Raw genomic sequence first — 16338 nt, 5'->3', positions numbered from 1 at the left:
TTGACTCATGTGTAGTTTCTTAACAGAAAGGATAATATGATGAGTTGGAATCCTAATCAGGGCCAGGACCCTAATCAAGGTCAGTACGGCGGCTACAATCCTCAGCCAAATCCCAATGATCCGTATAGCGGCCAGCAGAGCGGCTACCAGCAAGGTGGCTACCAGCAGAATCCTTATGGTCAGCAGCAGTATGGCTACCAGCAGAATCCTTATGGCGCGGCAGGCGGTGGCGCCGCGGCTGCCAGCGCGCTTGGTCCCACCTCCATGGGCATGCAGGCCAATGTCGCAGCCGGTTTGAGCTACATCTTTGGCTGGATCACGGGGCTGATCTTCTTCCTGAGCGAGAAACAGAATCAGTTTGTGCGCTTCAACGCCATGCAGTCAATAATTCTCTCCGTTGCCCTGACCGTGTTTTATATCGTTATCGAGATCCTGTCAGTCGCTTTTGCGGCAGCCAATATTGGTATCCTCGCGCTGTTATTCGGCTGTCTCTTCTGGCTGGTTGGCCTCGCGGCATTTGTGGTCTGGATTATCCTCCTGATCAATGCTTTCCAGGGTAAGAAGTTCAAGTTGCCTGTTATCGGTGATTATGCCGAGAAGTATGCAGGCTCCACTATATAATGCAATTTGATGAAATAATCCAGCAATGGACGAAAGGCCGGTAATGATTTTTAACAATCACAATCGGTAAGCGCCAGTAATGCATGTCATTCTGAGCGCAGCGAAGAATCTGAGCGCGACGGGTCACAGAGAGACTGTGTGAAATTTTGGTTCGGCCTGTGGAGCCACTTCTTGACTTTCACTCTGGCTGTTATGAGTGCTTTTCACACAGTCTCAGATTCTTCGCTGCGCTCAGAATGACACGGTATGGCTACTCGCACTGCTGGTGTTGGTAGTTAAAGTTCATCATCGGTCCTTGCGATAGAGCATCTACTATCATCCAGGTCCCTATATCACCTCGTCCAAATCCTCTGGTTCACTTGCAGGTCTCTCTTCAGGTTGCGTATAATGGCTAGTAGTGAAATGTAGCATACGCATGGGCAACGACGGGTTGCCCATATAGCCACAATTGCAACACAGCGAAACAAAGACGTTTCGGAATCAAAGGAGAGCCGCTTATGCCAGAACAAGACTTCATGCCCATTCAGAACTTCGACTACATTGAATTTTACGTCGGCGATGCCCGGCAGTCCGCCTACTATTTTAGCCATGGCTGGGGCTTTACGCCTATCGCCTACGCGGGCCTGGAAACCGGCGTGCGCGACCACAGCAGCTATGTGCTGGAGCAGGGCAACGTGCGCCTGGTCGTGACCACCCCCTATGGGCCAGAGGGAGCGATTGCCGAGCATATTAAGCTGCACGGTGACGGGGTCAAAGATGTTGCTTTCCGCGTCGACGATGCCGAACGCGCCTATCGCGAAGCCACCAGCCGCGGGGCGCAAGGCGTGATGGAGCCGGTCGTGCGCAAAGACGATTATGGGATGGTGAAACTGGCCTCGATTGCCACCTACGGGGAAACTATTCACACCTTCGTCGAACGCCAGGACTACAAGGGCACCTTCCTGCCCGGCTTCCGGCCCATCTCGACGGATGTTCCGCGCCGCGCTCGTCCCGCGGGCCTGGCCGCCATCGACCACGTGGTCGGCAATGTCGAACTCGGTAAAATGAACGAATGGGTCGCCTTCTACGAGCGGGTGCTGGGCTTCACGCAACTGATCCATTTCGATGATCGCGCCATCAGCACCGAGTATTCGGCCCTCATGTCCAAGGTGATGCAGAATGGCAGCGGGCGCATCAAACTGCCGATCAACGAACCGGCTCCCGGACGCAGGAAATCGCAGATCGAAGAGTACCTGGAATTCTATTATGGGCCGGGGGTGCAGCATATTGCCCTCAATACCAGTGATATCGTCACCACCGTGCGCAACTTGCAGGAGCGGGGCATCGAGTTCTTACGCACCCCGCGTAACTATTATGAAAGTGTGCTGGATCGCGTTGGTCACATTGCCGAGGATATTCGCGACCTGGCCGAACTCAGCATCCTCGTCGATCATGACGACGAGGGCTACCTGCTGCAAATCTTCTCCAAACCGATTGTCACCCGCCCCACCGTGTTCTTCGAGGTCATCGAACGCAAGGGCGCGCGTGGCTTTGGCGAAGGCAATTTCAAGGCCCTCTTCGAGGCGCTGGAACGCGAGCAGGAACTGCGCGGCAATTTGTAAATGCATGAAGCAGGGCAATCCTCGCGATTGCCCTTTTTAAGGGATTGATATATGAAACTCGTAACGTTCAGGACCCCTGATCGCAAGACTCATGCCGGTGTCGTGCATGGCGAGCGCGTGACCGAGTTGGATTATCCCTCGGTGCTCGAACTCCTGCGCGATCCTGATGGTCTGGCTGTGGCCAGGCGCGTTCTGGAACTGGCAGAGCAAGATAACATCGTCGAAGTGCCGATCACACCCATCGCACCGGGCGCGCCGATGGCCGGCTTTGGTGAACTGCCCGTAAAGGTGAACGTGGGCAAAGAGTACATGTTGAACGAACTCGTACTCCTCGCGCCCATTCCTGATCCGCCGTCTGTGCGCGATTTCTACGCCTTCGAGCAGCATGTCAGGGCAGCGCGAGCCCTGCGCAACGCAGATATGATCCCTGAATGGTATCAAATACCTACGTTCTACTTTACCAACAACAGTGAAATCTACGGTCCTGATGAACAGGTTCCTTATCCTGAAGGCAGCAACGAACTGGATATCGAGCTTGAAATAGCCTGCGTCATCGGACGCGAGGGCAAGAATATACCCGTCGAGGAAGCAGCTGACTACATAGCGGGTTACACCATCATGAACGACTGGAGCGCGCGTGACCTCCAGCGCCTGGATATGAAGCTCAACCTCGGTCCCGGTAAGGGCAAGGATTTTGCCACTTCGCTCGGCCCCTGGCTGGTCACACCCGACGAACTGGCAGCTCGCCGCAGCGGAAGCGGCGCCAGCGAACGCTACGACATGACCATGCTGGCGCGTATCAATGGCAGGGAAATCTCGCGCGGAAACTTCAACCAGATCTACTACAGCTTTCCACAAATGATTGCTCATGCCTCTCGCAACGCCCGTATTCGCGTCGGAGACGTGATGGGTTCAGGCACCGTGGGAACCGGCTGTATCCTGGAACTGACCACAAAGGTTCATCCCTGGATCCAGCGTGGTGATGTTGTCGAACTGGAAATCGAAGGTATTGGCGTATTGCGTAACCGCATTGTTTAGTTTCAATCCTTTGGAAATGTATTAGTGCGGGGAATGAATTCACATGTTGCATTTTGCAACAGAAATGCAACAGGAGGAATATCAAATGCCACCATATCATCGCCTGGGACAGATACCCCCAAAGCGACACACGCAGTTCCGCAAACCGGACGGAACACTCTATCACGAGGAGCTTTTCGGCACCGAAGGTTTCTCAAACGATTATTCGAACATCTACTACAACTACGCGCCAACACGAGTCAAGAAAGTCGAGCCTTTCACGCAGCAGCAGTTTCCTTTTGAGGAATGGCACCAGGATGTGCAGCGCCACCATCACCTCAAAACTGCCCAGTTAAAGCGCGGTGGTGACGCCGTACTGGGACGCCAGAATCTCCTGTTCAACAAGGACATCATCATCGGAATCGCCCTGCCCGATACCAGCATGGACTACTACTATCGTGACGGCGATTCCGATCTGATGTACTTCGTTCATGATGGACATGGCGTCCTTGAAACCACATTTGGCCTGCTGCCCTATCACGAGGGTGATTACATCATCATTCCGCGCGGTACCATCTTCCGCTTCGACATTCCTGCCGATAGCCCCGATACACGCCTGCTGGCCGTCGAGTCGCATGGTCCGATTGAGCCACCGCATCGCTATATGAGCAAGCACGGTCAGTTGCTCGAACACTCGCCCTACTGCGAGCGCGATATTCGCCGTCCCGAAGAGCTTGTGACGCATACCGAGCGTGGCGACTTCGAGGTGCGCGTAAAGGTACATGATACCATCTCCAGCTACTGGTACGACTTCCATCCGATCAATACTGTGGGCTGGGATGGCTGCAACTATCCCTGGATCTTCAACATTGGCGATTTCGAGCCGATTACCGGGCGCATTCATCAACCGCCCCCGGTTCACCAGACGTTCCAGGGGCCAAACTACGTCGTATGCTCGTTCGTCCCGCGCAAACTCGACTACCACCCGCTTTCGATCCCTGTGCCCTATAACCACAGTAACATCGACAGCGACGAAATGCTCTACTACGTCAACGGCAACTTCGGCAGCCGCAAGGGCATCGAGCGCTCATCGATCTCCCTGCACCCGCGCGGCATTCCGCACGGCCCCCATCCGGGAGCAGTTGAGAAGAGCCTGGGAGCCGAACGCACCGAGGAACTGGCCGTCATGATAGACACGTTCTATCCACTCAAGTACACCACCATCGCGCAGTCGATTGACGATCCGGGCTATCCGACGAGCTGGTATGAGTAAATGCTGCCTCAGCATGATACATCCGAGGACGTGTCATGCTGAGGCTCCATCACGATTGAACTGCTGAGCATTATCGTGATGGAGCCGAAGCCCTGATGAACGAAGGGCGGAGAGTCTCCATCTGTGGCCCCGGAGATTCTTCGCTGCGCTCAGAATCTCCGGCGAATGAAGGGGAAGAATCCCGCGCCCATTCATGTCATTCTGAGTGCAACGAAGAATCCGCAGCTTATTGCTCGCTGATCAGTTCATCTCTTACTACTTCGCTACCGATAATCTCGGTGCGCTTGTGAGGAGCTTCATTCACCTCGATATCGTCGTATTTTTTCACCTTGTAGATGATCGTCGAGATGGCCCAGCTCAAAATGAAGATGCCAACGATGATGTAGCCCAGCCGGTTGAGATCGAGATTCCCAACAAAATCCCAGAATCCTCCACTCAGGTTCGCCTCCATCACGATAATGCTCAGCAGTTCAATCGTGCCGATAATCAGGGCGACGAGAACGGAGATCAGGGTGATGTTGAGGTTGTAATACAGTTTCCGAATGGGTTTGACGAAGGCCCAGCCATAAGCTCCAAGCATCAGGATGCTGTCAGTTGTGTCCATAAAGGTCATGCCGGCCATGAAGAGGCCGGGGAAGATCAGGATGTAAGCGATGGGAAGACCTTTACTTGCCTCAGCCGCGGCGATAGCAAGGAGTCCTACCTCGGTTGCCGTATCAAAACCCAGGCCGAAGAGCACTCCAACCGGATACATCTTCCAGCTTTTATCAATCACTTTGAGCAGCGGGCGGAAGAAACGGCCCATCAGCCCACGCTGGTTTAAGAACTCATCCAGGGTCTGATCGTTATATTCTTCCCCTCTTTTCACTTTGCGGAACATCAGGAAGATTTCCCACAACACCAGGATGTTGATGATGGCAATCAGATAGAGGAACCCGGCAGAAACTGAGGTACCAATCAGTCCCCCGGCATTCTGCAAAGTGGGAATGGCATCTTTAATAAAGACGGCAGCCACAGCTATGCCAACCGACAACGCGACGACAATCGTGGAGTGACCAAGCGAGAAGAAGAGGCCGACGGCGACAGGGCGTTTATTCTCCTGCATAAGCTTGCGTGTGACATTATCAATGGCCGAGATGTGATCGGCGTCAAAAGCGTGGCGCAGGCCAAAGCTATAGGCCAGCAATGCTACCCCCAGCAGCGCGGGATATTGCACGGAAAACCCGATGAAAGCCAATCCCCACATCACAACATTAAAAGCAATCAGCATAACGTAAATGCCGATCACCTTGCGGCGAACTTCTTGTGAGCTATCACTAAAGACATGAGAGAGAGCCGAAATACTGAAGTTACTGCTCATAAAACCTCCTCTGGCGCAAGGAAGCTCCTCCAAAAGAAGAGCGATCTGACTGGAACAGCAGGCCGATTGCTATGGTATGAACTAGCAGGGACAATCTACGAAATATATTCCACTGTTAACTCTGAAGCAAATCGAGAACACAACTTCTACTTTTCAAAGTATACCGCAAATTCCACCTATTTGCAAATGTTTAGCACCTGTGTTACAATACTTCTCAGAAAATATTCGTAGGTGAGAAAACCTGTCAAGGGATAGCTGGCAATGCATAGCAGAAATGATATTTTGTACCGGCATGGCTATCGCTCCACTCCTCAACGGTATCTCATACTGCATGTGATGCAGGAAGCCGGAGAACACCTCACTATCGAGCAAATTACGAAACGTGTGCAAGCAGAAAATCCACTCATCAGCGTTTCGACCATCTACCGCACCCTGGAACTTCTAGAAGAACTTGGACTGATAGCCTCCTTCCACTTTCCAGGCCAGCAAATCCACTATGAAGCAATTGATGATAAGGCCCATCATCACCTCGTCTGCCGGGGATGTCATACTGTCCTTCACCTGGATCAGGCGCTGCCGGGTAATCTGCCTGAACAATTAGAGGAGCGATATCACTTCCATCAATTAAGGTTCTCCCTGCTCGCTGCCGGTTATTGTGAGCAGTGCTGGAAAACGAGGCAACAGAACGAGGCAACAAAGAAGGATGCGAGTACAGATTGCCCTGATAACTCAATTTGAGCGTATGTCATTGTGAGTGAAGCGAAGAATCTGCCGCCCCCAGGTACTTGACCGCCCTGGGGCATGTCATTGTGAGTGAAGCGAAGAATCTCCCGCCACTTCTGGAGAATCATCGGCAAGCAATGCTTGCGTTGCCAGTCACCGGTTGCGTATAATTTTCGTAATGAATAGCTAATGTTCCTCATATCGTTGAAACAAAGGAGTTTCGCAAAGAAGGAGTAATGCGCAATGGCGACGAATGGAACCGCACCTCGCATCGTCAAATTTTTTGAAACCACGCTTCGTGATGGCGAACAGACGCCGGGAGTAAACTATTTTCCCGAAGAGAAACTGGCAATTGCTAAAGCCCTGGCCGATATGGGTTTTGATACACTGGATTGTGGCTTCGCGATCTCCTCGCCAGGAGAATTTGAGTGCATTCGCTTGATTGCTCAGCAGGTGCGTAATGCCGAGATTTGCTCGATTGCCCGCACGCATTTCGGCGATATTGATCGCGCATGGGAAGCCGTCAAGGACGCCGAGCATCCCGTCATTCATCCATTTGTCAGCACCTCGCCGCTGCACCGCCAGGTCAAGCTAGGCAAGACGCGCGAACAGGTCCTGGAGATGGCGCGTACCGCAGTCGCCCATGCTCGTACTTATACCGAAAACGTCGATTTCGCCCTGGAAGATTCAACGCGCACCGAACACGATTTCATTCTTGAGGTCTGTGAAGCCGTTTTGAAAGAGGGCGTGCGTTTTATTGCCATCTGCGATACCGTCGGCTTTGCGCTGCCCTGGGAGTTCGGCCAGCTGGTCGCCGATGTGAAGCGCGAGTTCCCGCAGGCGCGTATCTCGGCCCATTGTCATGACGATCTGGGGCTCGCGGTTGCCAATGCTCTCGAAGGTCTGCGCAACGGAGCTGAGCGCGTCGATACCTGCATCAACGGCCTTGGCGAGCGGGCAGGCAATGCAGCGACCGAAGATGTGGTGATGGCGATTCGCACTCGTTCAGCCGATCTTGGCCTGGATGTGCGCGTCGATACCACCAAAATCATTCCGACCAGCCGCCTGGTAGCGAAACTGTCGGGTATGCAGCCGCAGTGGACAAAGTCTATCGTCGGCGCTAACGCTTTTGCTCATGGTGGAGGTATTCACCAGGATGGCGTCCTCAAAGATGCCCGCACCTACGAGATCATGACCCCCGAATCCATTGGCCTGACCGCCGCCGACCGCCGCATGCACGTTGGCAAGCTCTCAGGCCGCGCCGCGCTTGCCGCCCAACTGCGCGAACTCGGCTACGAACTTGAAAAAGAGCAGTTGAACCGCGCTTTCGACATGGCGAAGCTGCTGCTGGGCAAGAAGAAGGAGCTGGAGGAGATGGATCTGCGCTATATCGCGGAGACGGCCACAGGGAAAACCGAGGTCACAATGCACACACTTATCACCTCAGAATAATTGTTTGTTGTACAACAGGTACCCCAATAGACACCTGGTGATTTCCTGCGAGTGGAGAAGATCAGGTGTGCGAAGCCCCAGCGCGGGAAGATTCTTTGCTCCACTCAGAATGACATGCCTCGGCCATGTCATTCTGAGTGAGTGAGCCGAAGCCCTGAGGAACGAAGGGGAAGAATCTCTCCGCTCATATTGTTTCTCATTCAACCACATCCCGCCCTTACTCCAGATCAGTATCCCTCATTGCGTCTTGCTTCACCACAACTAGCGTTTCCACCTGATAAGTATTCCCTTTTGCTCATGAGAAGCAACCTTTTTTCTCAAGGCAAGATTAAGGTTTATGCAGATTCAAACACGGCCTGGGAACATTATACAGGAGGTGATGCAATGACACGTATGCCCGTTAGCTATATGCCGGCGTTTCTGGAATCCTACAGGCAGCTTCCAGCACGGATACGCCATATCGTTGATAGCAAAATTGAGCAACTGGCGACTAATCCAGGATATCGCTCTTTGCAAGCGCACAAATTACGCCAGGTGAAAGGCGAAACAATCTGGAGTTGCTATATCAGCATCAACAAACGCCTGCTGTACCAGTATAAGCATGGGCAAATCTATCTCTGGGATGTCGGTGAACATTCGATAGTCGAACGCGCGCATCTACGCCGATTCGGCTAATGATTCCGGCAACCTTTTACCGGGTAACAGGATTAAGGATGATATGAATTGGATAAGATCGATGCGAATCCGTTTCCCAGTAATGAGGATAAATAATTGGTAATCAAGTTAGAGTCAAGCGTTTTTAACTATTGAAATGGAGAGAAAAGCAATGCAGCATATTCACAGGCATGTAAGAATAATTATCCTTCTAGCCTTCACGAGCAGCCTCTTCATTTTTCTTATCACGCTGGTCGGCCGGTGGCCGTCATTTGCGCGCGCACAGACAATTGTGGTGAATCATGCAGCGGCGAGTTGCCAGGTGGCCGGTGACATCACTTCACAGTCATTGCTGATCGTGTTGTTGGATCGCTCGGGTAGCCTGACCTATCAACCGGGCGCTACAGACCCCGATGGCTATAGTACGAGTGTCACAAAGGCCCTGGCCGATTTATGGCCGGGTCAGATGGCGGTGATACCGTTCAGCAATCAAAGTACGCCCGTGCTAGGTCCCTATGATCTCTCCGTCGCGAGCCAGCGCCAGAGCTTGAAGGACGCGGTGCAAAACTATCCCATTGGCGGTGCGACCCCGCTCGATCCCGCGTTACAAAAAGCTCTTACCTTATTGAAAGGCGCTCCCGTTGGATCGCGGGTGATTATCGTCACCGATGGCAACCCGGACCCGGCGACACTCAACGGCGTCAACCAGGCAAACGACATCCGGCAGCAACTGATCCCGAGGTTCTGCGCGAATGGTATTCCAGTCAGCGCATTTGGTCTCGCGCTCGATCTGACGCAGACGGATGGGCAGATGGCGAATGCCTTGCTTAACGACATCGCGCGTGGTACCGGTGGCATCTATACAAACGTGCGTAACGCGCACGAACTCGCGCAGGTCGTCGTGCAGCTGTACGCCCAATGGCAGCATCTTACATTCCTGCCCGCGCAATTGAGCGACGATACCTTTACGGTTCGCATTGATACTTACGCCGAACGAGTCACATTTGTAACGTTCCGCAGCAACGGTACATACGGAATTACGGTCAATGGGCCGGATGGTCAGCCCATTCCAGATCAATCGGTGCAGCGTTCTACCGACCGCCATTACGAGATCGATAACATGGCGCTCTCCGACATCAATCAACCGGGTACGTACACCATCAATGTCAGCGGCGATGCGCAGGCCCAGGTATATGCCCTGGTCGAAACGCGCCTTCATGTCACACTCCTGCAACCCTCTGCCCGCACAACAGCTTATATAGGACAGCCGCTACAAATTTCGGCGGAGTTGCTGGATGGTACAGTACCTGTTCTTCCCAGGCCCAATGAAGCAGTGCTGAACGCCCAGGTGCAGGTTCTCGTCAACGGACAAGTCACTTCGACGACCACCGTTGAACTGGTGCAGGAAAACAACAGCCCGCTCTTCGGTGGAAAGATCACGCTGCATAGTGTGCCAGGACAGGTACATATTCAGATCGAGGCGGTCTACTTGCAGATACCGGTCGAGGCATCGCGAGCGCAGGTAACTATTCCATTGGCAAAAAAGGCCGTGATTGTTCCGCCCGCGCCATCTTGCAGCACCATAAACTGCTACGTGGCCCAGTATCGCTTGTTCCTGATCGCCGGATTAAGCCTGTTGCTACTCATCCTGCTGCTGGCCTTCCTGCTGCGCCCGCGCAAGTCGAAAGGCTGGCAACTGGTACAGGGCGGGCACGTCGTAGACCTCGGAACTATGGGCCGCCCGCTGATGCGGCGGCTATTCCATAAGGCCGCCTTGAGTTCGCAAGAGCTCGAAAGTCACGGTGGTCTTGAGTTTTGTGGAGCAAGCTTTGTGCTGCTATTCAAAGGTAATGTGCAACTCGTCGCAACCGGCAACGAGCCTAAAGTGACGGTCAGGCAGGGAGGGCGTACATTCCTGGTAACGAAAGAAAGCCAGCAAAGTATTGAACTCACGGATAAAGATGTCATCCAGGTACAGGGCTGCAGGCCTGCCACGCTGCACTTGCAGACTGATCCCCTATAGGGACGGGGCCTGATCCCTGTCCTTTTCAAACGAAATCCTTGCATGTCTCATACATCATCCTGCGAATAAAGAGGAGCGAGTAAAAATGAGTAAGAAACTGTTAGTGATAACCGCCGGAACCGTCGCGGCAGGCGTTGGACGTACACTGTTGAAGCAAATGCAGGAACACCCAAACAGCGAATTAACAGTCATGGTACGCTATATCGACAGCGCGAACCTGTCGGAACGTGACAAGATGTTGCGCCAGGGCGAGTGGTTCCACCTGAGCATCGACGAACGCTATATGCGCGCCGTCTACCAGAATCGCCAGCGCTATCCACGGGTGTCAAAGATGCTGTTCGATGGGCTACTGCCAGGCACAGCGGAAACAGGTGGCGGTAGCATTCGCTATAATGGCGCCGGAGCGGTAGAGATCAAGCGCGAAGAACTCCGCAAGTGGCTTATTAGCTGCATGACCGATCTGGCGCGTGATGGAGATCGCTCCACTAACGTCTCCGTCGCGCTCATCGTCAGTTCTGTCGGGGCAACCGGAAGCGGCTCGCTCGAACACCTGATCGATGTGATCATCGACGCAGCCGACTATGCCAATGTTCACACGACCGAGCATGGCAGGATTCGCTGCGATACCTACATCTTACAACCCTCACAGGATGTGACCGACCTCCACATGGCCAATACGCTGGCGCTGTTCGCCGAATTGGCGGCATCACAATTGACCGGCAGCGGTACGCGCAGCTACCAGGGACGCAAGATACTGATCGGTTGGGGCAGCGACACGGTACTGCGCTCCATCGACCAGTTGCAGGAAACGGCGGCCACAATTGTCCGCCTCTGCAGCGATCCGGCCTCGACGTTTTCAGCCGAACATCGCGAGCGTGAGGTTGATAATCATGTCCTGCTCGATCTTGACCCGCTCAGCAAATTGCCCATGCATTTATCCCTTGCCACCATCGTTACCATTGGCCTGGGGCAGTTGGAAGAGCAGATTATTCAGCGAGACGTGGCACGCCTGGTCAATAACCTCGTCTTTGAAAAAGGCAGACCTGCTGATACCGATAATGTCCTGCTCGGCAGATTCGCCGATGCCCTTGCCGGCGAGGACGCCGAGAGCCGCTACCAGAAGCTGCTTGACTACCTGGCGGAAGCAGCGGGCCTGGGAGAAATTCAACGCCGTATCGATATGACCATCAACGCTAAAGGATCGTCGGACGGCGAAAAGGCCGCGAAACTGAACAGTTTGTGGCAGGAGGGAAAAGCCGAAGCCAGCCGGGTACGACATCGCATCCAGGACTATGCTCATACCTTCACTGCAAATGCCCAGTTGGAGCTTGAGCGCATCAAGGGCGAGCGCATTGGCCGCGGTGGTGTATCACTGACTGAATTACGCGAGGAATATCGCGCGTTGCAGGATATCCTGACTGCCGCCCTCGAGGTCGCGCGCGCCGATACTCGTACCAGTGTCAATGACGCGGCCATTCTCAACCTGCAAAAGCAAGTGGGTAGTTTCTTGCCGTTCAATCGCAAGGCGAAATTGCGCCAGCTGGCCGGCACCATGAAACGCAACCTGGATGAACGTTTGCAAGAGAACACGCGCTCATCCGCCATTTATGTCCTTGAACACCTGGAGCAGCGCTGCGAGGAAATTGGCCGCAACCTGGATATCGTCCTCAACAAACTGCGACGCAAGCGTAACGACGACCTGCGTTTTGCCAATACCGCGCGCACATTGAGCATCGAGACCGGCAATCCTATGAGCATCGTCGCCCTCAGTTCGCTCGATGATATCAACGTCTATGCCTCTCAGGTCAGCATCTTTACCTCAGAACAGGATGCGCCGGAACAACTGGCCGAGTTTCGACAGTGGCTGCAGGGGCGCCAGGAACTGGAGAGCCTGTTCAAGGGCAACCTTGAACAATTGATGGAGGTTGTCACGTCCTATACCCGTGAAAAGATACGCGCGGCTATGGAACAGCATTCTATCCTCGATATTCTCCATCGTGCCGGTGAAGATTCGTTGAAAGAGCGACTGGCAGAGGCCGCGAAAAGGGCCACCGCTTTGATTATGTACAATCGCAACTTCGCTCCCGCATTGAGCGAGGCATGGCATGTCAGCGCCTTCTACAGGAACGGAGATCAGCGCGAGGAACTGCTGGATGCCATCAAAGAGGCCGTCACCCAGGGACAATGCACCTTACTCAAGTCGAACTCCCCTGGCGAAATCGCTCTCTTCTATTATGTCGATGGCATTCCTATGTCTGCTGTGAACGACCTGACCGGGCGCTGCCTGGATGCGTTCCTCAGACGCCGTGTGCTCTGGGAGGAACAGCGCGAGGAACTGGACAGCGGCAGTCCGATTGACAGCATCAATAGCTTGAACCGGCGTGTGGGCGTTCCCGTCTTCAGCGGGAAGGACGCGGAATGGCGGGTTTTGCAAACGGGCGTCATTCGTCGTCTCTTCGCTGTGAGTGCCAGGAAAGACTACGAGTTTGCCATCGAAAAGCTGCCGGAATTGCACCCGCTTTTTGAGAGCAAACCCGCGGAAGAATCGGGCAAGCCGGGTACCAACGGGCATAAACCCGAGGCGTCGCTGGCGCCGCTAGACACCGGCAATCATCAAAATGGTGCGAGCAAGGAAGTAACCGGGGGTCTGGAGCCTGTAGAGGAAAAGAGTTCAGATGGCACAAATTAGCGATCAACCAGCAGAGGCAGACTATTCCTTTCTTGCGTCTTTGCCGCTCTCAGAGGCCGCTGTTGTGCTGGATGTGCGTCACAGCAGCGACGATTCTGCCCTGCTGCTTAGTCAATTGAATACCGAGTTGGACGACCTGACCGCCGAGATGCGTGCGCGCAACGTGACACACTGGTCTCACCTGTGTGACTGTGTGGCGATCTTGCGGCTGGATGCTGTACCTGGCGATCTTCCACCAGGGCCGGATACGCAGTTTATGGTTACATTACCTGACGGTCAGGAACAGCCAATGCGCGACTCTGAAGACCTGATCACCTTTTTAGGGAGTGCATGTATCGACCGGGTCCGCAACGCGCGCTTGAACGTACCTGGGGTACCAGTACCGGCGGTGACTATGGAGGATGTGCGTCAATCAACAGTGCGCATTTTCTTGCTGGCCGACATGCGCGAAGTGGCCTCGCTAGAACGCGCCGCTACCTACGCTTCGTGGCTCAAGGCCTGGTGCGAGCAGGAGCATGGCAGGAGTCGTCACCATCGCGACGCGCGCATCCATACGGTCGTTCTCTGCTTGAACGTGAGCGCATTGTACCAGGATGTTTTATTCCAGACCCTGGGGCAGGTGCCAGATAGCACTATCGATACGGTGATCTTGCTGCAAAAGTATTCCGACCAGGATGCGGCATTCAGCGAAAGCGCGCAGCTTTTCCAGGCGGAACTCTTGCTGTACGCGCTTATCCTGCGCTGGCCCGCTATCCTGTGGAAACGGATCAATGATCCTATCGAGATGCACCCGCGTTTCGTAGAAGCCGCGCTGACACTGCCCTGGCCCACGTACCTGATTGGCCTTGCAGAGTTCGCATATTCGGCTCGCTGGTCTGCCCGCTGGCTCGACTACAGCGTGACCGGTAACATCTTGAAAATGCTGCTCGCCTCAACAACGGTCGAACAAGATCGAGCGAGCCTCGTGTGGAATATTCATAAATGGCTGGATACATGGCGACGTGACTTACGCGAGATTGTACCGGATTTGCTCAGTGGGGACATCGACGAACTGCACGGCATTGCCTATCTGAGCAATTATGCACGTTCGACTACACTTTCTGGTGGCAAGTTACTTGATGTTCAGGAGCAGCTGACGGAACTCAATAACAGGGTGGGGGTATGCTACAGCGGAAAAAACGCGCCTACGCTGCAACGCGCGCTCGATCAAGGGCCGGGAGCTGTTCTCGAACAACTGCGCTGGTTCATGGAGCGTTTCGCCGGGGCCGGAGATGCTGGCGGGGATGACCAGGGCGCGTTTGAAAGTCATTATCGCCTGTTGCTGCTCTATCACAAACTACAGCGATTCCTGGGCCTGCACTTCCAGCAAGCCGAAGGCGCTGTACCACGCGCGCTCTGTCAGCTGGCCGCGTTCAACACCTATACGCAGCAAACTATCACCGCTGAAGCGCAGCGACAGATCAGGACAGATGATTACCGGCAACAGTTTGAGCGAGCTGCGCAGCAAGCATCGACAGAGATTGCAGCAAAATTTCAGATCTGGCATGTGCCTTTCTTCGGGAAGGTGTTTCGTTCAACCGTCATTTCCTGGTTGATAGCCCTCGTACTCGGCGGGGTGCTGCTCTTTGGCATCAACTGGCAAGGACTGTTCCCAACCTTGCTGAATATATTCGTGCCTTCTTTTGTGAGTTTGTTGGTATGGATGGTACGCGCCATCCTCATCTTGCTCGTGCTGGCCGGTGAGTGCCTGTATCTGAGTACGCGTAACCGCTCAATGCGCCGCTACCTTCGCGCTGTTGAGGGACGGCTGAGTGCTGTGATTGCCGGGCATCTGACTTCGGTAAGCGAGACTATCGCGGCACGTGTGGCGCTTGCTCTGCTGGAGAAAGCCAATCTCTATAATCCGGGGAAGGCTAGCAGCCCTTATGAAGAGCGAGTGCTGGCGTTTGCCCAGGCAGGCCGGAGAGCTGAGGAGCGGGTGCGTTTCCAGCAAAGGCTGGCTGAGATGCGCTTGCGCGTTGAAGCCCCTAGCAGCAAGGAGCAGCAGACCACGCAGGACCTCTCTAGCTCAATAGAGTTGATTGACTGGCCGCGTATAGAAGAGGCATTCCTGAGATCGTATCAGGCGCTACGCTCCAATCCGATTGTAGATATGCTGGCGGAAATGCTCCTGCGCCAGCTAGGAACCGAGCGTCCAGGAGAACTTTTAGAGGATATATGGCAAAAACAGCGTTGGATAGCGAGCAAAGATAGAGAATCGCGCTTCCAGGTGGTCAGTGTGTTGCTCGTTGCACAACTGCTGGTGTCCCCTGTCAGGCCGCCACATCTGTCGGATGTGCTTTCCATCTTGCAGGAATACACGGCGCTCAAGACGAGGTACCTTCCAGAGCCGTTGCTCGCGCGAGGAGAATTCATCGAGCTGCAAACAGCCGTCAAGCAGACGCTGGTGGCTCAGGCACGTGGGAGTCAGCGCGCTCTCACGATAAGGGACAGGGAACGGCAGGGATTGTATGCCCTCATCACCTGGATTAGCGCCCAGCACGAGCATTTGCCGCAGTTGGAAGAAGTTTTCACCGGCAGTGACGTGCTTGAACGGCTATTGCTTTCACACATGCAACCCTTAGAGGCTGTGGACGCTTTATATCAGAAAGCGACATTGCTCGGCTATCCTGACGAAGTTTTAGGCGAAGATGAGTATTACCTGTTTATCGCACCAGGAGCAGAAATTGCTTCCGACACATTTATGCAAGCACTCGAACACGTCGATTACCGTCGCTTACACGTTATGGAGTTTCCTGACCGGGAAAAGCTGATTTACTTGCGCATTCACCAGGTACACCAGATTTTTGCTCTGGAAGATAGCACATCTGTTGAGAACCTGAAGAAGGACGCCAACAAACCCGGTGTTCCAACAGGCCATTAGGA

General features: G+C 54.1%; 11 protein-coding genes. 10 read left to right on the top strand and 1 reads right to left on the bottom strand.

The window, feature by feature from the left end; genetic code table 11:
* The first annotated feature begins 36 nt into the window (after positions 1-36).
* The 4 genes from VFA09_06145 to VFA09_06130 all read left to right on the top strand — a co-directional run bounded on the left by VFA09_06145 (position 37) and on the right by VFA09_06130 (position 4512).
* Positions 37-621 (top strand): DUF4870 domain-containing protein, encoded by a 585-nt coding sequence (locus VFA09_06145; protein ID HZU66840.1) that lies wholly within the window; start codon positions 37-39, stop codon positions 619-621.
* 497 nt (positions 622-1118) lie between these two features.
* Positions 1119-2222 (top strand): 4-hydroxyphenylpyruvate dioxygenase, encoded by a 1104-nt coding sequence (gene hppD, locus VFA09_06140; protein HZU66839.1) that lies wholly within the window; start codon positions 1119-1121, stop codon positions 2220-2222.
* Between the two features lie 51 nt (positions 2223-2273).
* The gene (locus VFA09_06135) at positions 2274-3260 is read left to right on the top strand and encodes a fumarylacetoacetate hydrolase family protein (protein HZU66838.1); all 987 of its coding nucleotides are present in this window, start codon (positions 2274-2276) and stop codon (positions 3258-3260) included.
* Between the two features lie 85 nt (positions 3261-3345).
* Positions 3346-4512: a homogentisate 1,2-dioxygenase gene (locus VFA09_06130; protein HZU66837.1), complete on the top strand. Its 1167-nt coding sequence runs from the start codon at positions 3346-3348 to the stop codon at positions 4510-4512.
* Between the two features lie 226 nt (positions 4513-4738).
* Here VFA09_06130 and VFA09_06125 read toward each other — a convergent pair whose 3' ends face one another.
* Positions 4739-5872, bottom strand: coding sequence for a HoxN/HupN/NixA family nickel/cobalt transporter (locus VFA09_06125; protein ID HZU66836.1), 1134 nt, complete (start codon positions 5870-5872; stop codon positions 4739-4741).
* A gap of 261 nt (positions 5873-6133) precedes the next feature.
* Between VFA09_06125 and VFA09_06120 the strand changes: the two genes are divergently transcribed.
* The 6 genes from VFA09_06120 to VFA09_06095 all read left to right on the top strand — a co-directional run bounded on the left by VFA09_06120 (position 6134) and on the right by VFA09_06095 (position 16336).
* Positions 6134-6610, top strand: a complete 477-nt coding sequence (locus VFA09_06120) for a transcriptional repressor (protein HZU66835.1) — start codon at positions 6134-6136, stop codon at positions 6608-6610.
* 228 nt (positions 6611-6838) lie between these two features.
* The gene (locus VFA09_06115) at positions 6839-8047 is read left to right on the top strand and encodes a 2-isopropylmalate synthase (GenBank protein HZU66834.1); all 1209 of its coding nucleotides are present in this window, start codon (positions 6839-6841) and stop codon (positions 8045-8047) included.
* A 384-nt stretch (positions 8048-8431) separates the two neighbouring features.
* Entirely contained in the window at positions 8432-8722 is a 291-nt protein-coding gene (locus tag VFA09_06110; protein HZU66833.1) for a hypothetical protein, read from the top strand.
* A 151-nt stretch (positions 8723-8873) separates the two neighbouring features.
* Complete coding sequence (locus VFA09_06105) at positions 8874-10724, top strand: vWA domain-containing protein (GenBank protein ID HZU66832.1); 1851 nt, start codon at positions 8874-8876, stop codon at positions 10722-10724.
* An 85-nt stretch (positions 10725-10809) separates the two neighbouring features.
* Complete coding sequence (locus VFA09_06100; GenBank protein ID HZU66831.1) at positions 10810-13413, top strand: hypothetical protein; 2604 nt, start codon at positions 10810-10812, stop codon at positions 13411-13413.
* Entirely contained in the window at positions 13400-16336 is a 2937-nt protein-coding gene (locus VFA09_06095; protein HZU66830.1) for a hypothetical protein, read from the top strand. Before VFA09_06100 ends, VFA09_06095 begins: the two co-directional genes overlap by 14 nt.
* The last annotated feature ends 2 nt before the right edge of the window (positions 16337-16338 follow it).

It is taken from the genome of Ktedonobacteraceae bacterium (genome assembly GCA_035653615.1).
Lineage (GTDB): Bacteria > Chloroflexota > Ktedonobacteria > Ktedonobacterales > Ktedonobacteraceae > DASRBN01.
This window is presented reverse-complemented; position numbering and strand designations above follow the sequence as displayed.